This is a genomic window from Stenotrophomonas sp. PD6, assembly GCF_049199305.1.
Lineage (GTDB): Bacteria > Pseudomonadota > Gammaproteobacteria > Xanthomonadales > Xanthomonadaceae > Stenotrophomonas.
In genome coordinates this window covers 132,901-153,144 of record NZ_JBLZQD010000010.1, presented here as the reverse complement: position 1 = coordinate 153,144, position 20,244 = coordinate 132,901, and the positions used below count along the sequence as shown (strand labels likewise).

Annotated in this window: 18 protein-coding genes and 2 pseudogenes; 12 read left to right on the top strand and 8 right to left on the bottom strand. The window is 61.5% G+C overall.

The genetic code is table 11. From position 1 onward, the window contains the following. A pseudogene (locus ACOZHM_RS14725) lies at positions 1–117 on the bottom strand (helix-turn-helix domain-containing protein); the annotation flags it as partial. A 242-nt stretch (positions 118–359) separates the two neighbouring features. Between ACOZHM_RS14725 and ACOZHM_RS14720 the strand changes: the two are divergent. From ACOZHM_RS14720 to ACOZHM_RS14705, 4 genes are all read left to right on the top strand, one after another. Continuing rightward, positions 360–1,379: a ribonucleotide-diphosphate reductase subunit beta gene (locus tag ACOZHM_RS14720; protein WP_421570061.1), complete on the top strand. Its 1,020-nt coding sequence runs from the start codon at positions 360–362 to the stop codon at positions 1,377–1,379. Positions 1,380–1,533: 154 nt separating this feature from the next. Then, positions 1,534–1,947 (top strand): acyl-CoA thioesterase, encoded by a 414-nt coding sequence (locus ACOZHM_RS14715; protein WP_421570060.1) that lies wholly within the window; start codon positions 1,534–1,536, stop codon positions 1,945–1,947. A gap of 47 nt (positions 1,948–1,994) precedes the next feature. Continuing rightward, a complete protein-coding gene (locus ACOZHM_RS14710; RefSeq protein WP_421570059.1) occupies positions 1,995–2,810 on the top strand; it encodes an NAD-dependent protein deacetylase in 816 nt (271 codons plus the stop codon). Between the two features lie 313 nt (positions 2,811–3,123). Next, positions 3,124–4,230: an NADH:flavin oxidoreductase/NADH oxidase gene (locus tag ACOZHM_RS14705; RefSeq protein WP_421570058.1), complete on the top strand. Its 1,107-nt coding sequence runs from the start codon at positions 3,124–3,126 to the stop codon at positions 4,228–4,230. 45 nt (positions 4,231–4,275) lie between these two features. On the opposite strand, the gene ACOZHM_RS14700 is transcribed toward ACOZHM_RS14705, so the two are convergent. Further along, positions 4,276–5,202: a LysR substrate-binding domain-containing protein gene (locus tag ACOZHM_RS14700; RefSeq protein WP_421570057.1), complete on the bottom strand. Its 927-nt coding sequence runs from the start codon at positions 5,200–5,202 to the stop codon at positions 4,276–4,278. A 135-nt stretch (positions 5,203–5,337) separates the two neighbouring features. On the opposite strand from ACOZHM_RS14700, the gene ACOZHM_RS14695 reads away from it, so the two are divergent. The 3 genes and pseudogenes from ACOZHM_RS14695 to ACOZHM_RS14685 form a co-directional block, all read left to right on the top strand. Further along, the gene (locus ACOZHM_RS14695; protein WP_421570056.1) at positions 5,338–5,607 is read left to right on the top strand and encodes a DUF2798 domain-containing protein; all 270 of its coding nucleotides are present in this window, start codon (positions 5,338–5,340) and stop codon (positions 5,605–5,607) included. Between the two features lie 80 nt (positions 5,608–5,687). Further along, on the top strand, positions 5,688–6,539 hold the full coding sequence (gene purU, locus ACOZHM_RS14690) for a formyltetrahydrofolate deformylase (protein ID WP_421570055.1): 852 nt from the start codon (positions 5,688–5,690) through the stop codon (positions 6,537–6,539). A 313-nt stretch (positions 6,540–6,852) separates the two neighbouring features. After that, positions 6,853–6,990, top strand: a pseudogene (locus ACOZHM_RS14685) (formyltransferase family protein); the annotation flags it as partial. Between the two features lie 98 nt (positions 6,991–7,088). Here ACOZHM_RS14685 and ACOZHM_RS14680 read toward each other — a convergent pair. The 3 genes from ACOZHM_RS14680 to ACOZHM_RS14670 all read right to left on the bottom strand — a co-directional run bounded on the left by ACOZHM_RS14680 (position 7,089) and on the right by ACOZHM_RS14670 (position 12,196). Further along, positions 7,089–7,412, bottom strand: a complete 324-nt coding sequence (locus tag ACOZHM_RS14680) for a SymE family type I addiction module toxin (RefSeq protein ID WP_421570054.1) — start codon at positions 7,410–7,412, stop codon at positions 7,089–7,091. Between the two features lie 603 nt (positions 7,413–8,015). Next, a complete protein-coding gene (locus ACOZHM_RS14675) occupies positions 8,016–9,893 on the bottom strand; it encodes a UvrD-helicase domain-containing protein (protein WP_421570053.1) in 1,878 nt (625 codons plus the stop codon). Then, on the bottom strand, positions 9,890–12,196 hold the full coding sequence (locus tag ACOZHM_RS14670; protein WP_421570052.1) for an ATP-dependent nuclease: 2,307 nt from the start codon (positions 12,194–12,196) through the stop codon (positions 9,890–9,892). Before ACOZHM_RS14670 ends, ACOZHM_RS14675 begins: the two co-directional genes overlap by 4 nt. Before the next feature lie 621 nt (positions 12,197–12,817). Here ACOZHM_RS14670 and ACOZHM_RS14665 point away from each other — a divergent pair. Continuing rightward, entirely contained in the window at positions 12,818–13,585 is a 768-nt protein-coding gene (locus ACOZHM_RS14665) for a hypothetical protein (protein WP_421570051.1), read from the top strand. Positions 13,586–14,109: 524 nt separating this feature from the next. Here ACOZHM_RS14665 and ACOZHM_RS14660 read toward each other — a convergent pair. Then, positions 14,110–14,373 (bottom strand): hypothetical protein, encoded by a 264-nt coding sequence (locus ACOZHM_RS14660; RefSeq protein WP_421570050.1) that lies wholly within the window; start codon positions 14,371–14,373, stop codon positions 14,110–14,112. Positions 14,374–14,606: 233 nt separating this feature from the next. Here ACOZHM_RS14660 and ACOZHM_RS14655 point away from each other — a divergent pair, with 233 nt between their 5' ends. From ACOZHM_RS14655 to ACOZHM_RS14640, 4 genes are all read left to right on the top strand, one after another. Continuing rightward, positions 14,607–15,023: a hypothetical protein gene (locus ACOZHM_RS14655; RefSeq protein ID WP_421570049.1), complete on the top strand. Its 417-nt coding sequence runs from the start codon at positions 14,607–14,609 to the stop codon at positions 15,021–15,023. A gap of 867 nt (positions 15,024–15,890) precedes the next feature. After that, positions 15,891–16,301, top strand: coding sequence for a hypothetical protein (locus tag ACOZHM_RS14650; protein ID WP_421570048.1), 411 nt, complete (start codon positions 15,891–15,893; stop codon positions 16,299–16,301). A 107-nt stretch (positions 16,302–16,408) separates the two neighbouring features. Continuing rightward, positions 16,409–16,966 carry a hypothetical protein gene (locus ACOZHM_RS14645; RefSeq protein WP_421570047.1) on the top strand — a complete coding sequence of 186 codons (558 nt, stop codon included), beginning with the start codon at positions 16,409–16,411 and terminating at the stop codon, positions 16,964–16,966. Positions 16,967–17,230: 264 nt separating this feature from the next. Beyond that, positions 17,231–18,529, top strand: a complete 1,299-nt coding sequence (locus ACOZHM_RS14640) for a S1 family peptidase (RefSeq protein WP_421570046.1) — start codon at positions 17,231–17,233, stop codon at positions 18,527–18,529. Between the two features lie 172 nt (positions 18,530–18,701). On the opposite strand, the gene pncA is transcribed toward ACOZHM_RS14640, so the two are convergent. Next, positions 18,702–19,328: a bifunctional nicotinamidase/pyrazinamidase gene (gene pncA / locus ACOZHM_RS14635; protein WP_421570045.1), complete on the bottom strand. Its 627-nt coding sequence runs from the start codon at positions 19,326–19,328 to the stop codon at positions 18,702–18,704. A gap of 57 nt (positions 19,329–19,385) precedes the next feature. Then, positions 19,386–20,057: an epoxyqueuosine reductase QueH gene (locus ACOZHM_RS14630; protein ID WP_421570044.1), complete on the bottom strand. Its 672-nt coding sequence runs from the start codon at positions 20,055–20,057 to the stop codon at positions 19,386–19,388. Positions 20,058–20,244: the final 187 nt, after the last annotated feature.

Here is a 20,244-nt window from a genome sequence, read left to right as displayed (position 1 = left end):
GGCCTCGAAGATGCGCAGTTCGTGCTCCACCGCGTTGGTGAGCACCTCTACGAACAGCTCGGCCTTGGAGGGGAAGTGCCGGTAGATCAGCCCGGTGGAGACCCCCGCCTCGGGCGCCCCCCGGGGGGGCGGGGGGGGGGGGGGGGCGCCCCCCCGCCCCCCCCCCCCCGGGGGGGGGGCCGCCCCCCGCCCCCCCCCCCCCCCCCCCGGCGGGGGGCCCCCCCCCCCCCCCCCCCCACGCGGTAGAGCCGGGCCATGCCCGGCTGCTTCTCACCAATCGGTAGGTACCGACTGTTAGTCGGTACACGTCAGGTAGGTACCGACTGTGAGTCGGTACACCCCAGAAGGAAAGAAACACCATGGCCGACAAGCCGACCCAAATGCTGCTCGATCCCGGTTTTGAACTGACCCTGCGCCCCATGCGCTACCCGCAGTTCTATGACATGTATCGCAACGCGATCAAGAACACCTGGACCGTGGAAGAGATCAACTTCCAGATCGACATCAGCGACCTGCATGGCAAGATGTCGCCGGGCGAGCGCCACCTCATCCACCGCCTGGTCGCGTTCTTCGCCACCGGCGACTCGATCGTGTCCAACAACCTGGTGCTGAACCTGTACCAGCACTTGAACGCGCCCGAAGCGCGCATGTACCTCTCGCGCCAGCTGTACGAAGAAGCGCTGCACGTGCAGTTCTACCTGACGCTGCTCGACAACTACCTGCCCGATCCGGACGAGCGCGCCAAGGCGTTCGACGCCGTGGAGAACATCGACTCGATCAAGCAGAAGGCCGACTTCTGCTTCAAGTGGATCGACTCCATCCAGAACCTCAAGCGCATCGAAACCCGTGCCGAGCGCCGCCAGTTCCTGCTCAACCAGATCTGCTTCGCCGCGTGCATCGAAGGCCTGTTCTTCTTCGCCGCCTTCGCCTACGTGTACTACTTCCGCTCGCGCGGCCTGCTCAACGGCCTGGCCTCGGGCACCAACTGGGTGTTCCGCGACGAGAGCGCGCACATGGAGTTCGCCTTCGAATGCGTGGACGTCATCCGCGAGGAAGAGCCGGACCTGTTCGACGACGAAATGAAGCAGCAGGTCTATGACATGCTGGCCGAAGCCATCGAATGCGAAGTGAAGTTCGCCGAAGACGTGCTGTCCGGCGGCGTGGCGGGCATTTCCACCCGCGACATGCGCCACTACCTGCAGCATTGCGCCGACAACCATTTCCATCGCCTGGGCATGGAAAAGAAGTACAACGTGCGCAACCCGCTGAGCTTCATGGAACTGCAGGACGTGCAAGAGCTGACCAACTTCTTCGAACGCCGCTCCTCGGCCTACCAGGTGGGCGTGAAGGGCGAAGTGTCGTTCGACATGTCGTTCTGATCGAATTGCTCCATGCGAAACGAAAAGCCCCGGCAAATGCCGGGGCTTTTCAGTTTCGGTAGAGCCACCCCCTGCGTGGCTGCTCCACCGCCTCACCCCACCAAAGACACCACTGCCGTATCATCCGCGCCGTACCCCACACCGGCCCGCCATCATGACCGCCACCCCCGACGTCGTCCCGCCCACCGAAGTGCGCATGGCCGAAATCGTCTTCCCCAACCACACCAACCACATGGGCACTCTGTTCGGTGGCCAGGCGCTGGCGTGGATGGACAAGGCCGCCTTCCTGGCCGCCGCGCGCTACTCGCGCCGCACCGTCGTCACCGCGCGCTCCGACCAGGTCGATTTCAAGCTGCCCATCAGCATCGGCCAGATGGTGGAAACCGTGGGCCGCATCGTCGAAGTGGGCCGCAGCTCCATGAAGGTGGAAGTGGAGCTCATTGCCGAAGACCTGCACACCGGCGAGCGCAAACTGTGCACCCGGGGCCACTTCGTCATGATCGCCCTGGACGAAAACCACAAACCCACCGCCGTGCCCGCGCTGCCCGACGACATCGCCGGCCCCTGAACGGGCAGGGCGATTGCGTAGCCCGCAATCGCCCCCATCTTGCTGGCATGTCTACCCCACTGGCTGACTTCATCCACCGCGCCCGCCGCCTGTTCGTCCTCACCGGCGCCGGCTGCAGCACCGACTCGGGCATTCCCGACTACCGCGATGCCGACGGCCAGTGGAAGCGCACCCCGCCGGTGAACTACCAGGACTTCATGGGCCAGGTGGCCACCCGCCAGCGCTACTGGGCACGCAGCCTGATCGGCTGGCCGCGCTTCGGGCAGGCCACGCCGAACGCCACCCACGCCGCACTGGCGGCCCTGGAAGCGCGTGGGAATGTGGAAGTGCTGCTCACCCAGAACGTGGACTGCCTGCACCAGCGCGCCGGCAGCGTCGGCGTCATCGACCTGCACGGCCGCCTGGACCAGGTGCGCTGCATGGGCTGTGAGGCCCGCAGCAACCGCGAGGACTTCCAGCACGCGCTGCTGGCCGCCAACCCGGGCTGGGACACGCTCGAGGCCGCACAGGCGCCCGATGGCGACGCAGACCTGGAGGGCGTGGACTTCAGTGGTTTCAACGTGCCAGCATGCCCCACCTGCGGCGGCATCCTCAAGCCAGACGTCGTGTTCTTCGGCGAAAACGTCCCACGCGACCGCGTCGCGGCCGTGCACGACCACCTGGCCAATGCAGACGCCGTACTCGTGGTCGGCTCCTCCCTGATGGTCTATTCCGGCTTCCGCTTCGTCCAGGCGGCAGCCAAGGCCGGCCTACCGGTAGCGGCCCTGAACTTGGGCCGCACCCGAGCCGACGACCTGCTGACGCTAAAGGTAGAGCAACCCTGCGCAGATGGGCTGTCGTTCCTATTGCCAGCCAACGCGTAACGCCGGGCTCTGCCCGGCCGCCGCACCATTCGACCCACGCACAGCCCCCGCACCGTTCGACCCAAGCACACCCCCGTAGCGCCGGGCTCTGCCCGGCTGCCTCACCGTTCGACCCACCCGCGCCCCGCGCGGTAGAGCGCGGCCATGCCGCGCTAGCCGCACCGTTCCACAAACAAGGCTGCCTGCAACCCCCCCCGGGTAGAGCGCGGCCATGCCGCGCTGGCCTCACCGTTCCACACACAAGGTTGCCTCCAACCCCGCTTCAGAGTGCAATAACGCCCCGGTTCCATACTTCCTCCCCGAGTCGTCCCCCGTGAGCCAGCTTTTCTCCCCCGTTTCCTTCGGACCGCTGACGCTGTCCAATCGCATCGTCATCGCCCCGATGTGCCAGTACTCGTCCACCGACGGCCTGGCCAACGACTGGCACCGCCAGCACCTGGGCCAGCTCTCGCAGTCCGGCGCCGGCCTGCTCATCCTCGAAGCCACCGCCGTGCTGCCCGAAGGCCGCATCAGCTACGCCGACCTGGGCCTGTGGAATGACGCCACCGAAGCCGCGCTCACTTCCGTCATCGCCTCGATCAAGCAGTGGTCGCCGATGCCGGTGGGCGTGCAGCTGGCCCACGCCGGCCGCAAGGCCTCCTCGGCACGCCCGTGGGACGGCGGCGGCCCCCTGCCGCCGACCGACCCCAATGGCTGGACCGCCGTCGCACCGTCCCCGCTGCCCTTCGCGCCCAACGGCCCCGCGCCCGAGGCCCTCGATGAGGCCGGCATCGACGCCGTAGTAGAAGCCTTCGCCACCGCCGCACGCCGCGCCGAGCGCGCCGGCCTGGACCTGATCGAACTGCATGCCGCGCACGGCTACCTGCTGCACCAGTTCCTCTCGCCGCTGAGCAACAAGCGCCAGGACCAGTACGGCGGTTCGCTGGAAAACCGCATGCGCCTGCTCGTGCGCGTATTCGACGCCGTGCGCGAAGCCGTCTCCGACCGCATCAGCGTGGGCGTGCGCATCTCCGCCAGCGACTGGGTCGACGGCGGCTGGGACATCGAACAGAGCAGCACCCTGGCCCAGATCCTGGACATGCGGGGCTGCCAGTTCCTGCACGTCTCCAGCGGCGGCCTCGACGCGCGCCAGAAGATCACCCTGGAGCCGGGCTACCAGGTGCCGTTCGCGGCGGCCATCAAGGCCAAGGTAAAGATGCCGGTCATCGCCGTGGGCCTCATCACCGACCCGTCGCAGGCGGAATCGATCCTGCGCCACGGCCATGCCGACGCAGTGGCCTTGGCACGCGGCATCCTCTACGACCCGCGCTGGCCGTGGCATGCCGCCGCCGCCCTGGGCGACTCGCTCGCCCCCGCACCGCAGTACCTGCGCTGCGAACCGCGTGAAGCGCGCGGCGTGTTCCTCGCGCCCACGGCGTAAGAGGAGATCGGTAGCGCCCGACCGTTGGTCGGGCGTTGCCTGCTATCAGGCAACATCCACCCGCCAAGCAGCAGGCAACCCGTCCACCACGTGCTGCATCAACGCCCGCACCTTCGGCGTCAGATCCCGCCGGTCGCTCACGCACAAAAACAACCGCATCGGCTCCGGCGACGTACGCGCGCCATCGCCGGATGCAAACAGCACCTGCAGCTGCCCCCGCGCCAGCCACGGCGCCGCCACGAACGCGGCCAACCGCGCAATGCCGCCACCGGCTGCCGCCATCGCCGCAATCGCATCGATGTCATCCGACACCAGCGCCGGGCGCATCTCCGCATCGAAGCGGATCCCATCGCGAATGAAGCCCCACGGCAGCAGCCGTCCCTCCACCGGGTAGCGGAACACCAGGCAGCGGTGCTCGCGCAGGTCTTCCGGCGTGGCGGGCACACCGGCCTGCGCCAGGTACGAAGGCGCGGCACACACCTGGAACGGCACCTGCGCGATGGCACGCGCCACCAGGCCTTCCTCCAACTGTGGCTCGATCCGGAAACTCACGTCCACGTCTTCATGCGCGTGGTCCACGCTGCGGTCGGCCAACAGCAGCTCGATCGCCAAGCGCGGGTAACGCGCCTGCAATGCCGGCAGCATCGGCGCCAGCACATGCCGCCCGAAGGCCGACGTGCTGGCAATCCGCAACCGGCCCTGCGGCATCGCCTCCGGATCGGTCACCGCCGCCTGCGCACGCTGCAGGTCGCGCTCGATATGCCGCACCTCGGCCAGGTAGCGCGCGCCGTGCTCGGTCAGCGCCAGCGTGCGCGTAGTGCGGTTGAACAGGCGAACGCCCAGGTGGGTCTCCAGCCGTGCGATGTTCTGCCCCACCGCCGCCGGGCTGATCCCCAGCGTGCGCGCGGCCGCGGCCAGGCTGCCGGCGTCGGCGGTGCGGATGAAGCTGCGGATTGACTGCAGAATGTTCATGATGACGGGATTATTGCGGATCATTGCAAAGGTTTACTTTATAAAGACCCAATCCGGCGCGGTCTACCGGCCGGGGAGTCGCCTGACTATCGTGCCGGTCCCGCAACCGCCGGTTGCCACCGATTGGACCCTCCGATGTCGCAACAACCCACCACCCTCACCGCACCCCGCTGGAAGCTCGGCGCCCGCGCCACCCCTTACGTCTTCGCCTTCTTCATGGCCTCCATCATGGCCATGCTCATGTGCCTGGTGATCACCGCCGCCAACGCCGGCATCAATGCCGACTTCCCCGCGCGCGTGCTCGGCGCCTACCAGCTGGCCATGCCCACCGCGTTCTGCTGCGTGCTGGCCGTCCGCCCGCTCGTCGTGCGTCTGGTGGCATTGACGGTGCATCCTGCGCGTTGAAGTGAGCGTTGCAGTGCTGCAGTTGGTTGCAGCTGACAGCATCCCTACAGGGCGCGGTGCCTGTCCTCTACACTTGACCCATGCGCCCTGATTCCATCCTCACCCTGTCATGCCCGGACCGTACCGGCATCGTCTATCGCGTCTCCGGCCTGCTGTACGAGCAGGGCTGCAACATCCTGGATGCGCAGCAGTTCGGCGATGACGAAAGCGGTCGGTTCTTCCTGCGCGTGCACTTCAACCGCGACCCGGGCCAGCCCATCGAAACCATCCAGCACCGCATGGCCGGGCTGGCGGCCGACTTCCAGATGGACTGGCAACTGCACGACGCGCGCCGCCGCGCCCGCCTGCTGGTGCTGGTGAGCAAGCAGGGCCACTGTTTGAACGACCTGTTGTTCCGTGCCCACAGCCGCCAACTGCAGGTGGATATCGCCGCCGTCGCCTCCAACCATGAGGACTTCGCCGCGCTGGCCGGTTCCTACGGCATCCCGTTCCACCACCTGCCGGTGAACGCCGACAACCGCGCCGTGCAGGAACAGCAGATCATCGACCTGGTCGAACGCGAGCAGATCGATCTAGTGGTGCTGGCGCGCTACATGCAGATCCTTTCGCCGCGCCTGTGCGAGGCGCTGGCCGGCCGCGCCATCAACATTCACCACAGCTTCCTGCCCAGTTTCAAGGGCGCGCAGCCGTACCACCAGGCGCACGCACGCGGGGTCAAGATCATCGGGGCCACCGCGCACTACGTCACCTCAGACCTGGATGAAGGCCCGATCATCGAGCAGGACGTGGCGCGCGTGGATCACGCGATGACGCCGCGTGATCTGGTGCGGCTGGGCAGTGACACCGAATCGCAGGTGCTGGCACGTGCAGTGCGTCGGCATGTGGAGCACTGCATCATCCTCAACGGGCACCGGACTGTGGTGTTCCGATAGCTGATTCCGTCAGCGAAAACGGCCACGGCAACCCACGGTAGCGCCGATCCATGGCCGGCTGTTGCTATCCCTTCACACTCTCGGTCCAGCGCTGAGTAATATTGTCCCATCTGGATGTATACGGAGCTTTGGGCTAAGGCCTGAGGTGTTCAGATGCCGCCACTGGTTACAGGCCATGGCCGTTTGATGGGAGCGATCCCTAAGGGCATCCGCGAAACCCCCGCAAGGGGGTTTATTTTTTCTGGCTATCTGTCTCTTCCCGGAGGCCGACGAACGGGCCTTCCTCTTTCACGGTTCAGAAGCGTCAGCTCTTCACGCACGCGGGGTCAAGATCGTCGGTGCCACCGCGCACTATGTCACCTCCGATCTGGACGACGGCCCGATCATCAAACAGGACGTAGCGCGCGTAGATCACGCGATGACGGCACGTGATCTGGTGCGGTTGGGCACTGTGGTGTTCCGGTGACGGGTTGGCCGAAGACGCCGGTCACGACCAACGGTCGTGACCTACCTGGTAGGTGCCGACCGTTGGTCGGCACAGGGACCCTTCTACTGTTGCTGATGCAAGGCCCCAGAACGTCCCTTCTTCGGCGTGTGCTTTCGGTACCGGTACGGCAACACCACAGGCGTTTCATCCAGCCTCAGCGTGATGCGCCCGGGTGCCACTTCCACAAACACGCGGTGACCCGCCTTGAAGCCCAGCCGCTCCAGCCACATTCCGCAGAGCGACAGATGGGGAATGGCTACGCCCGGCGGCAGGATGTTTCCGGCGGGGTGCTGAAGGGCGGAAATGCGTACGCTCTTGGGCGCATACCAGCCAAGGCCAACGTGCTGGTTGGGATCGTTGCATGAATCCATCTTTGAACTGCGCATGCGTGTACTCCATCGGAAGTACTCCCTCGTCGGCGACGAGGGAGTCGGGAGGTTGATATCCGCTAGACCGACGGCGTGACTTATTTCCCAGGGGGTGTTGTATTCGCCACCCTCCCGACGCAGAGCTTCAAGCTTTCATTGGTCTAACGAGGGGATATCAAGCCCCGAATCCAGACGATGCACGGCTGCTCAAATGAAGAGAAGTTGGTACTTCGTCAGCATACCGGCATGTTCAATTCATCGGGCAAATGGTGTGACGCAACTGGGCTGGAAGTCTCGCTTCAGCGGGTAGTTGTTGGAACGAACGTCCCGAATTCAGGGGCACGCCAATTTGCCAAGCGGAACTGCTCATTGACCGACGAGCCACAAATGAGAAGTCGTAAGCAACCCGGGGTGCGCTGGAGATCGACACCCGGGGGCAAGGAAGCCCCGTGGCACCATTAGTTGGGTGGCGTGCATCCGTATTGATAGCTTCTACGGAGCAAATCCAGAACCTCTGCTGCAGATGCCGGCGTGCGAGAACTGTTAACTCCCGCGAAAGCTACGCAGCGCGGATCAAATCTTGGGCGTTCATCCTTTTTTTGACGGAAGCGGGCGCTACATCTATCCGATGTCGTCGCTTCCCCGAATCACCTCTTTAGGGAAGAGGTTCCTGCGCATCATCGCTCCCTTGGCGGCCTCAACATCCGGGACAAACATCACAAGCGCAAGATCCTTCGTCGCACGTGAGCAGCATACATAGAAGAGTCTCCGAGTTCGATCAATGACAGACACATCTCCAGCAGCAATGTTCTTCTCATCAGTATCCGACAATGGCGTGTAGCCAAAGTATTTCCCGTAAGAGTACTGGCGGTAGCTTGCTTCCTCGTCATCGACAACTACCAATACGCGCTCGAACTGAGCACCCTTTACGCCATGATGGGTGGCAAACGGGGACTCCTCGGCTAGGTACCTTTGGTAGCTCCACAATTCCTGCACAGAGCAGGCGAGGAACGCTTGGACGTTATGGTAGCCGCTGCTGCCGTCGTCAACGGACTCATCCGCGAGGTGGGTGGAGAAGCGGTCGTCAAGCAGAAGCAATTCGCTGTCACGTACATGCTTGAGAACCTGCGAAACGGTCGACCCGGAACCTTCGGCAAGCAGTGCCACTAGCGACTGGACTGCGTGCTTCAGTTCACGCAGGGTCACAGTGGTGTCTTTGCCAGTCAACCTATCCCGCTCGAGCTTTGGACTGGCGCCACGCAAAATAGAGATGACGTCAAAGTGTTGTTCTGATACCTCGCAAGCCACGAGTGGAAGGATCTCTTGGATGAATGGGCGTAATGGCCATGCCGTTCCGTCGGCTAGGCCTTCGCTGAGGCTCAAAGGGGCCTTGTCGTGGAGTGCCGAGTACAGGTCGGCGAATCCGAGTCGGCTTGCCGCCATTCGGTGAACCAGCACGAGAAGGCGAACATCGCTATCACGTGTGTCACTTAGCCACTGCGCATCCTCTGTGTTCGCAGAGATCCATTGCCTAACGGCCGCAAGGCCAGCAGTTCGATTTCCGTCTGAAGGAAGGACGAATACATTGCAGGTCCCAATAACGGGCTGTTGCTCACCATTGACCTCTCTCATTCTGCCGCGCGTCTGTTCTAGGCCGTCACCCTCGGCTCGTACAGCGTTGATGACGTTGAGTACGGTCTTAGGGCACCGGAAGTTCTCAGGCTTCTCAATCGTCGCCCATTCGTCCCCATTCACGATCGACCCGGCTCCAGTCGGGTAAATCTGTTGCATTGGGTCGCCGAAGAAGCCGAGACACAGCTTCGGATTGCCAGCAGCGATGGTCTGCAGTGCCTTGACGACGCCTGGGTTGGTGTCCTGACTTTCATCAACGAAGATGTAAGGAAACTGAGCAGCGATGACCTGCCGGAGTAGCGGATACAGTTCGACGCAGGCTGGGGTCAGCTTAAGAACGTCATCGTGGCCGAGGATGCCCTCGGCGTAGCTGCTTCCAGTGCCGTAGTCGAACCTCTTGACGTTGCGAACATTCTCAAGCTCTTCGCGAAGATCGGTGATCTCTTGTTCAAGGCGGATCTTGGTGTCGCTTCGAGTTCTAGGCTTGTTCAAGTGTTCTAGCCGTTCCTCAATCTTCTGTCTGACTCGTTCCTGCACCCAGGCAAGGATGTCTGATTGGAATGGTTTGACGACCGACCAAAGGAAGCTGTGGATAGTAGAGATATGAAAGAGGTGAGAGGGTCCAACGTCGTCCGATATCTCGCTCACGGCCACTTCGGTATAAGTAATGCACGCTATTCTCTGCCCAGCCCGACGCAGGGCGGGTCCGCGAGCCTGGCCGAGATGCGCAAGGGCTTTGATGAGTGAAGTTGTCTTACCTGAGCCTGCGCCGGCAACAACCACGAATGAGCGAGGCGGTTCAGAATCTAGGCATGCCCGTACCTCAATATCCGCTTGTGTATCAGGACTTCCGATCCTGCTGGTCATCCCTGCACCGCCTCTTGGTCGGGAATGGGGGCCCCTTGATTATCGTCGCCGGGATGCCCGTCATCCGGGTCTGGCGGAGCGAGTTCAAGTTCAAGCCAGGCAAGACCCTCGGCGATGTACGCAGGCACCGACCACCCTTTCGGCTCCTCTGCCAACAGCCCCAGCGCGAAGTCGGTTTTGCTGAAGCTCTTGCCTTGAACGCGCCTGTGAATGAGGGTTGCAAGTGTATCCAGATCTTTGTCCGTCGCCTTTGCGATGCGAAGGCCGAGCGACTTTCTATCCTTGCTTTGTGACCATTCGAGGTTCTCGAGAGCGAATGCCTCCTCAAGCGTGCGCCCTGCAAGCAGCTGCGAGTCGCCCCCCCACGTAACTTGCGTTCGGCATTGATATGCCACCCGAACAAGGGCATCTCCATCGGCTGTTCTGGTCTGAGTCTTCTGCTCAGCAGTTGCCTGCCAGAGAGCATTCACTGTGTCGAGCTTGGGGAGCCACTTGAGCAGGGTCTGATTGGAAGTCGTGGCGTCGGCTTGGCTCGCGATGCACGCCTTTCCCGGCTTTCCAGCGCCATCCGGCGAATCCTCATCTTCCTCCTCTTCTTCATCCACTGGGGCGGGCGCGATCGCAGCGCCGTCTCCTTGTGCAGGCGGAACGGCAGCGGCTGCGGGCACGAGAGCTGCAGGGCCAAAGACGCTGTCCAGATCAGTGATGATGAGGGTCGTGAGACCAAGATAGTCAATCAGCGATCTAAATCTATGTCCAAACGCTCCGCCGATCTCCAGCACTGTGAGGTAAGTCGACTGCAGCCGAGAGGCAGCCTTCTCAATCATCTGTGGCAATAGGAGTCGTTCTACGTTGCCCTCTACGAGTACAGCACCGTCGGCGAAGAACAAGTCGCAATGAGCGAGCTTTAGATATCGCTCCAGGAATGTACGGTCCTCTGGATCTGCACCGTCGTAGAACACGGAGAGGTTTAGAATTTCGGAAGTAGCCGCATGGTGCTCGCGGGTTCGACGGAAATAGCGTATCGGGCGGAAGCCTCGCTCATACAAGATATGTGTAGAGTGCGTTGTAACAACGATCTGGCTCGTGTGGTGCTTCATATCCTCTTCGCTGAGCTCAAGGATATTCATCACCTTGCGGATAAAGGCCTGTTGTAGCTGCGCGTGGAGGTGTGCCTCTGGCTCCTCGATGAAGATCAGATGGACTGGAGGCCTGCCCTCTTCGATTGTAAGCCACTGGGCATGCAGATCGAGTAGTTCGACCACCATGAAGATCAAATTTTTAAAGCCTAAGCCGTTGTACCTATCTGGCAGCGTGGGGGGGTTGGGGTTGCCATCGTCGGCTCCTAGCGCGTAGTGAACGAGTGTGCCGTCACGACCGCTCATGATCTGCGCAGGATCGAGGGCGGATCGAATCATCATCCGCGGATTAGTCAGGCCCGGGTAGCCTAGCTTGGATAGGCTCTTGAGCGTCGGCTCGAAGACACGCTCAAGGTGCTTGTTGAGCGAAACCTCAGAGGCGGCCAGCGCACTCAGTGCCTCAATATCATCCCCCATCTTCTCGAGGTTGCGTCCGTAGAAGCGACTAAGGACCCTTGAGAGCTCCTCAGATCGCGAACCGCCGGGTCCGTCGGAGAGGTGCCGCTGTGCGTTAAGGAAATCGACCCGCAGAAGGCCTCTGAGGATCTCCCGACCGCTTCGTCCTTTGCTGCCGATACGAGACGGTACATACCCTGGCGCTGCCACCATGGTGGTGTCGAACTTGGCGTGGTCGAGGACAAAGTATTGAAGCTCGTACTCCTCGGCCAGCCGGTCGCGAAGGTACTCTCGCAGGTCGCGGGGGGAGGGGTCATACAGCGGCTCCCCATCCTGCCCCCGGGGAACCGCCCTGAGAGCTTGCTGCCTTACTTCGGCATATCGCGCATGTGTGGCGCTCGGATCAACCGGGGCGTAGATGACGCGCAGGCCCACCAAACTGCCTTGCCAGACAAGGCTGGGGAGAAGGTCTACGACGCGATGAACATCGTTTTCGCCAATATCAAACCAGATGTCCAGCTCGATTGCTGGCAGCTTTTCTGTGGCGATGCCATCGCCAGCACCGTACTCAATGATGTCAGGCCAGAGGTCGGAGCTAAAATCGTGAACATTGAAGTTGTTGCGGCCGGCGAATAGCTCTAGAGCGTGGCCTACGGAGGTCTTACCACTGTTGTTGGAGCCTACGAAGATGGAGATATCCGAGGCGAGATCAATGACAACGTTCTTCAGTCGCCGAAAATTACGTACACCTAGTTTCTTCAGGTACATCCTGCACCCCATTCACCGCTTCACGTGATATTTGTGCCCCGCTTGGAGATACACGCCGACCCTCCCAGACTAGGGCGCCTATAGCAACTAGGAGCATAATCCAAAACTGGCGGGTGTGAACGAGTTCTTATGCTCTTGCTCTCATAAGGCCGGTGGGTATCTGCCCGGGTTCCGGTGCAACGGCCAAGCTGGGTTCCAGGCTGTGTGGCTCGGCCTGAGTACGCCTTCTCTACCATGAGAAGGCCGCTGCTCCCTCATAGGGATCAACCGCATGGGAGTTAGGTTAAGACTATCTAGAATTTCGAGTGTGTAGCTTCAACGCTGCGTCTATCGGGCGTTGCTAGCGATGCAGTAAGATGGCGGAGTACCCAAAACAGCTAAGTGCTCAAGGTGTGCGCGTCGGGTCATGTGTCCGTTTCTGGCAGAGAGCGAAGATCAATTGCTCCTATCCGTCGCGGACAGGCATTCGGGGGTTATTTCAGCAGCCAGTCTGGCCCTTGTCTCGCCCGCGAAGGTCCATAGTTCAATCTAGAATGGCGAGCGCCGGCCAAGTTCGAGTGTCCACGTTTGCAAAAATCCAGGGGGAGTATTGTGTCTACGGCAAAGAAGGCCGCTCAACGCGTGAATTTCTCTCCGTCCGTGAAGAGAGATATTGCATTTGAAGCACACCTTTTCTGTGCAAACCCGACTTGTTGCCGCTTCACGTCCTTTGGGACGACAGCCGGCAAAGCAAGAGCGATCGCGGAAGCTGCGCATATCGGCGCGGCGAGTTCTCAGGGCCCGCGCGCGGGAGCTGAAATGACGGAGGGGCAACTGAAGTTGGCGGCGAACGGAATTTGGCTCTGTAGAAACTGCCATACTGTCATTGATGACGATCCTGGCGCCTATCCAGTCCATGTGCTTCAGGGTTGGAAGGACGATCATCGGGCATTCGTTTCTAAGCTTGCCGGCAAAGACTTCGATACCGTCCATTTCGAGTTGTACGCGCGTAGCCGCAACGTGGCACAACGTCATAGCTTCCTCGGATATATCGAGGGAAAGCGCGTATTCTTCAATGCGCTCGATGCGGAGTGGCCTGATCAAGTAGCGACGTCGCTGGTGGAGATCAGGGCCAGGATTACTGAGGCATTAGCGCACCTGTCAAAAGACGAGTTCGCAAGGAAACATATGGAGCAGATGAGAAGGTCGATCCAGAAGTTCCTATCGGCGAACCCGCATCTAGCTACGTTGAGATGCGACGGTGGCGATCCTGTCTTCAGGGACTTCTGTCGCGATCTTTACCGCTTGCGGGAGGAATTGCTTCCGCCCGTTATAGAGATCGCAGATGATCTTGGTTACCAGCTTCTGCCCGAGCTTCTCGACGTTTATCGACGCTTGAAAGCCCGCTAGCCGGTGTCACAAGTGCTTTAGTTCGTCCCGTCGCTATGGAGCGTCCCGCAGGGCGGACCGGCTGTGTGGTGCGGTCTGAGAAGGGCCGCTGCTTCTGGCCGGAGCCGTAGTTCGGCCGCAGAAAGAACTCTGCTGCGCCCCTGCTCTTCTCATGGCACGGAAAGCCTCTTACGTACTGGCGATATAACCGCGAGTTGGGAAGGGGACAGAGGGATGCCGGTGGTCGCGACCAAAGGTCGTGACCTTCCGGATGCGTAGCCAGCAACTTCGTGTATTTCTAGGAGCGTCCTGCCTGCGGGCCAGATCACGTCGATTTTGGCGTTGGTCAGCTGTCGGCGCTCCATTCCGTCGCTAGCCTCGGTCAGTGGCCGAGTTTACTCCCAGAGAGCTTGACCAAGAAGTTAGGCTTCACCGCGTCCTGGGCGGTTCAAAGCACGCGGCAGGCGCTCACTCGCACGCAGACACTCAACTCGTGGATGCCGCAGTCACTGATCGGGCCAGCCAGGACTCTTGGGAAGCGGAACTCAACGTACATTGCCCATCGCTGCCAGGAACGCCAGCAATGTCAGTCCGTAGCCGCCCACGAGTGCCACGCCGATGAGTCGCCTTCGACTGCCTTCCAGAGTGGCTGCAATGCCCGTGCACACGACGGATGCTATTGCTCCTGCGACGAACAATAGCGCCCCAGCGAGCATCCTTGTGCCGGCGCCGGTAGTAAACAACATCCACGCAGAGAGCACGCCGCATAGCACCGCGATCATTGCCGCTACGCGCCACGCAATGTTCATTGCATCCGCTCCAGAGGGAGTGCCCTACTGCATGGTACAGCCGGAAACTGCCTCCGTACTCGTATGCAGAACGCCTGAGTAAGCGCGGTATACGGCCAAATCGATTATGGCTATGATCTGCCGATCGGCCCGGTGGGGATCGGTGCCAAGCCTTCCAAGCCCAGTTGACCCCTTTCACCCCTTTCCGCGTGGACGCCATGACAAGTGCGTTTGGGCTGTGCGTAGCAGTAGTGGTGTGTCTGTTCCTTGCTTCCTGCAAGGTGGATTACTCGGCGATCCGCGTGGCGCCGCCAAACGAGCCGGTGGCGCATCTGGTCGCAGGGCTCAGTCGGTTGAATGGTGCGCCAGTGCTCATTCTTGCCATCAATGGAAAGAAGCCAGGTGCCCTCCTTGGACGGGAAGTGCAGATTGCTGCGGGCAGGAATACGGTCAAGATGAAGTACTGGGACGGATGGGTCACCAGCGAAGTGGACTTTGCGCATGACTTCGGAGCGGGCGCCTATTACATTTTCACCCAGGTGTCGGCCGATGCCTTCCAGGTCTTCATGTGCCGCGCGCAGAAGGACCTTCAAGAGCGATTGAAGAACGTCAACCCGCAGCCGGCGCCTGCCTGCGATGCAGTGCGTCGAAAGCAGTCCGCAGCTCTCTGATGCCCGTTGGGTCCAGTACGCTCTGCCTCCTCGCTTCGCTGGTGGTCTACCTGATGGCATGCGACAACGCTGCCGGTGTATGCGACTTGGAGTGCTCTTCATGATCGCGAGAATCAAAATTCTGGGCTTGAGGCTTGCGAGCGATGGTATGCCTTTGGCTGTTCCCTGCGAGCTGTGAGAGCATCTACTGGCGCTCATCAGGATCCATCTTCCCGTGCCGAACACGTATGAGCGCCCGACTATCCTCGCCAGATGGATTCGAGATATGCCTGGTAGTGAGCTCTACGAGCTCATGGTGTTCGATGACCTCACGGTCGTCAGTGCCGCTGGTCGCTACGCACAGGGGTCCGGTTCAACGGCGGACTCCTGGTCCGGCTTCCTAGCTGGGGGCTTGGACAAAGTTGTGCTGGCAACAATCGGAGAGCAGATGCTCAGCGAGGCAAAGGAGTTTGTGAGGATGCGTATGGACCTGAAGGCGTCCGATGGCCGTCCCTTACCATAACGCTGTAGAGCGACGCCTCCGCAATCTTGGTCTTGGCCAGATGCTCCCACACCCTCCCATCATTGGCCAGTAAGCGGGTCCCAGCAACGCGGCAAACAGGTTCCGCCAGTGCATCAGATGGTTGATATAGTCCGCGATGCAGAACCTAGCAATCCCAAGACGCAAGCGGTTGAAGCATCAACGTTCTGTAATGATTTCTCTCTCCAAATGCCAATTGAGCTCATAAAATGATCAGGTGGACACTACTGGCATTTGGGCTGCTAGCTCTAGGCACCACCCATGCAGCCGGGTCCAAGGCAGACCTTGTATCAAAGGTCTTCCATGACGGTGAGTACCTGCCTCGTGTGTACGACGAGGTAGACATCTTGCGTCGCTATGGCGAAGGGGAGAAGAGCATTGATGACGCTGGGCTGATTCGCCGTAGATACTGGGACCGATCCACGCAGTTGGAGGTGGTGATCACCTCTGATCCTGACATTGCAGCTGACTTCCGAACCATTGACGAGATCCGCGTTTCGTCGGTCGCCACTGGGCAACATTCGCTCAAGGAGACCGAGAGCCTGAAGGGCCTGAAGCTCAAGGGGGTAGCGATCGGAGATCCCGAATCGAAGGGGAAGGCGGCCGCACGCGGCTATGGCCAAACCCACAGTTCGCAGGAGAAGCTTGGCGAACTACAGGCTGAGCGCGTCTGTGGCTACTCGGATACCGGCTCGAGCATATGCTTCTACGCGCGCGAGAAGCGGATTGTTGCGATGGCCGTCGGCTTTGGACCATAGTCCGTTGGTGCATGCTGTACTGCCTCGAATAGAACGGCGTGAACAAGACACGTCCAAGCATCCGTAGATGCGCCTTGGCAATCATTCCACTACGTTGAGAGTTCACTGTGTACATGACGACGTGCAGATTACTCATCGTAGCGCTTGCCCTGCTCTCCGCATCGGCGCAGGTGGAGGCCAAGGGTAAGGTGGACTACGTGTCAAAGGCGTTCCATGACGGCGGGTATAAGCCTCACGTCTATTTCGAAGCCGACATCCTTCGCCGCTATGGCAAAGGAGACGAGCGCCTGGACGATGTGGGTTTGTTGCGCCGTAGATACTGGGACCCGAACACGGAGTGGGAGATAGTGATCACGTCCAATCCCGACATTGGGCCGAAGTACCGAACCATTGATGAGATTCGGATCTCGCCAGTTCTCACAGGGAAGCAAGCACTCAGCACTACCGAGAGCTTGAAGGGCCTGACGCTAAAAGGGGTGGCAATCGGCGACTCGGCATCAAAAGCGGAAGCCGCCACGCGTCGATACGGCGATCAATACCGAGAAAAAGACAGACTCGGCCGGTTCGATGTCGAGCGTGTTTGTGGCTACCTCGATGGAAACAGCATTTGCTTTGACATTCGAGAGAAAAAGGTCGTAGCCATGGCTGTGGGCGCTGGCCCTTGATCTGGCAAGCCCACGCTTGTCAACGCCATGATGCATTCCGGGGCTGACCATCCGAGGTCAGCCCCGGAGCTGGATTCCAGCGCGTGGATTTCGCGATCGAAGTGGTGAGGGATGGCAGACTCTGAGAACGTGGCCCTCTACCAACAACGCTATTCGGGAACTCGATCACATGTGAACAGGAATCACCGTGATACGTTCCTCCGCAATCCTCATGGATGAGTGGCGCAAACTGACGCATATGAATTTTCACTACAAGGATATGTAATGAGACACGGTGCTTTCTCTCTACTCTGCGTTTCACTTCTTCTGGCGTTCAACGTGACGGCCGAGCCTGTTCGTCGGTCCGCATACCTGGAATCCGAGAAGTCTCTTACTTCAGTAGAAGTAAAGACGTATGCGCAGGAAACCGGGCTTGACGTCGAAGAATCAAGGCTGGCATTGGCAAGAGAAGAACTGGCAGCCCCTCAAATCAGTGCACTGAGAGCTGAGTTCGCGGATCGGATCGCCGGGCTCTTTTGGGTGCGTTTGCCCGCACAGCACATTGTGGTGCGTCTTACCGGCTCTGGCCACGTACCGCCCAGGAACATTCAGACTGAGGCGGGCATTGTTCCGGTGGAGTTTGTAACGGGAGCAGCTGCCACAGCAGATCGGTTGGGCGCTGCTCTCAGTGCTGCCGGCCCGGATCTTCGCAAATTAGTCCCTGAGCTTAGCGGTGCATGGGTGGATGAAACGACAGGAAAGATCGTGCTGGATGTCGCATCGCCTGCGGTGTCCAAGCGCGCTTACGATGCGGAGCGCGCCGCCATCGAGAAGTTGATGGGGTTTCCGGTCGAATTCAGGTTCCCGCCAGCTCCCCAGGATTTGAGTACGCCTCCTGATGCTCCAAAGCCGGCCAGTCAGCCTGCCGCGTCAACACGAGTGCTGCCAAACGTGGGTGGAGGAAGGCAGCTTTTGGGAGGAGAAGGACAGTTCTGTACAGCTGGCTTTGCAGTAAAACACGCAATCACAGGCGTCAAGGGTGTTCTCACTGCAGGACACTGCTTCAACACTGCCACCTACACCAACTATCCGGTCGCACCAGCAATCTTGCCGACCGTGATTGTGCCCACTGAGATGGTCATGGAGGCCTGGGGCGGCATCGTTGACTTCCAGTGGCATATGTTTCCGCCCGGACAGCCGGTGACGTCCGCGTACTGCGTTTCATTCACTGATTGCTCCAACGTGGTGATCTACGGCAGCACCCCATCCGTAGGCGCAAGTGTGTGCCACATGGGGCGGACTACAGGAAAGAGTTGCGGCACCGTCACCACCCTTGGCTATGAGTATTCGGGGACCTGCACAAATACGGATCCGTCGACGTGTCCCACAGGTAAGTGGATTCGAGTTGAAGGGCCGAACCTGGCTTGCGCTGGTGGTGATAGCGGTGGCCCGGTATTCAATGGCTACAGCGGGTATGGCCTAGCGAAAGCGGCTGCGAGCTCCGGGCCGCTTGCAGGCGCATGCGACTTTTTGATCGTGATGCCCATTGGTAGAATCGCCCCGTACAGCCTGGTGCTTCTCTGAAGTGGAATCAGATTTGCGCAGCACTCTGGTTTGCGGGATGGAGCGCTTGATCCTCTTGCAATACCACCGCGAGTAGGAGCGAGAGTAGAACGTTGACGGGGGTCACGACCAACGGTCGTGACCTACCGGCGGAAGCAACGTCGCGCATTCTGCGGCGTGCCCGCCCTGTGGGTCAGATCACCGCAATCTTGGCCTTGGCCAGCGCCTCACGCACCATCCCATCATTGGCCTCGGTCACCGGCCGGGTCAGCTCCCAAAGGAACTTGACCCGGAACCCGGACTTCACCGCATCCTGCGCGCTCCACAACACGCAGTAGTCCCGCGCCAGCCCGCACACATGCACCTCACGAATGCCGCGCTCATGCAGCCAGCCGGCCAGGCCGGTGGCGGGGCGGGTGCCGTCAGGGCCATGGTTCTCGCGGAAGGCACTGTACGAGTCCACCTCACGGCGGGTGCCCTTGCGCAGGATCAGGTCGGCCACGGTCCAGTCCACGCCCGGGTGCAGCGCGGCACCGGGGGTGCCCTGCACGCAGTGATCCGGCCACAGCGTCTGTGGCTGCGCATGCAGCAGAATCGCTTCGAAGGGCAGCTGGCCCGGGTGCTGGCGGGCGAACGAGGCGTGGTCGGCCGGGTGCCAGTCCTGGGTGGCCACCACCGTGCGGTAGCGGCGCTGGGCGAGTAGCGCCGCAATGGGCTCCACCAGCGCGTCGCCCTGCTCGCACGCCAGCGCGCCACCGGGCATGAAGTCCGGCTGCAGGTCGATTACCAGCAGGGCGACATCGGCAGGCAGGGCAGTCATGGCAGGTCCAACACAACGCAGGCGGGGCGACCAGCGTGGCGGCCCCGCGCGCGGACGTCAATCGCCCTTGGGCGCGTCGTTGTCCTGCCCGTAATACAACAGGCCAATCTTGATGCGCTCGCGGTTGTTCTCGCGGCGGTGGCGGTTGGCGTCGCGCAGCGAATAGACGCAGCCGCAGTACTCCTGCTGGTAGAACTGCTCGCGCTTGCTGATCTCCACCATGCGCGCCGCACCGCCGCCCTTGCGCCAGTTGTAGTCCCAGTACTGGATGTCGGGGTAGTGCGCGGCCGCACGGTGCCCGCAGTCGTTGATCTGGTTCATGTCCTTCCAGCGCGAGATACCCAGCGAGCTGCTGATCACCGAAAAGCCATGCTCGTGCGCGTACAGCGCGGTGCGCACGAACCGCATGTCGAAGCACATGGTGCAGCGGATGCCGCGCTCGGGCTCGTTTTCCATGCCGCGCGCGCGGGCGAACCAGTTGTCGGTGTCGTAGTCGGCGTCCACGAAGGGCACGCCATGTTGCTCGGCAAAGCGGATGTTTTCCTGCTTGCGCAGTTCGTATTCGCGCGCCGGGTGGATGTTGGGGTTGTAGAAGAAGATGGTGTAGTCGATGCCGGAGGCGGTGATGGCCTCCATCACCTCGCCCGAGCACGGCGCGCAGCACGAATGCAGCAGCAGCTTGTTGTGGCCGCCGGGCAGGGACAGGGTAGGGCGGATGAAATCGGTCATGCGGAAATCCATCGGCCCGGGGGGGGGGGGCCGGGGGGGGGGGGGGGGGGGGGGGGGGGGGGGGGGGGGGGAGGGGGGGGGGGGGGGGGGGGGGGGGGGGGGGGGGGGGGGGGGGGGGGGGGGGGGGGGGGGGGGGGGGGGGGGGGGGGGGGGGGGGGGGGGGGGGGGGGGGGGGGGGGGGGGGGGT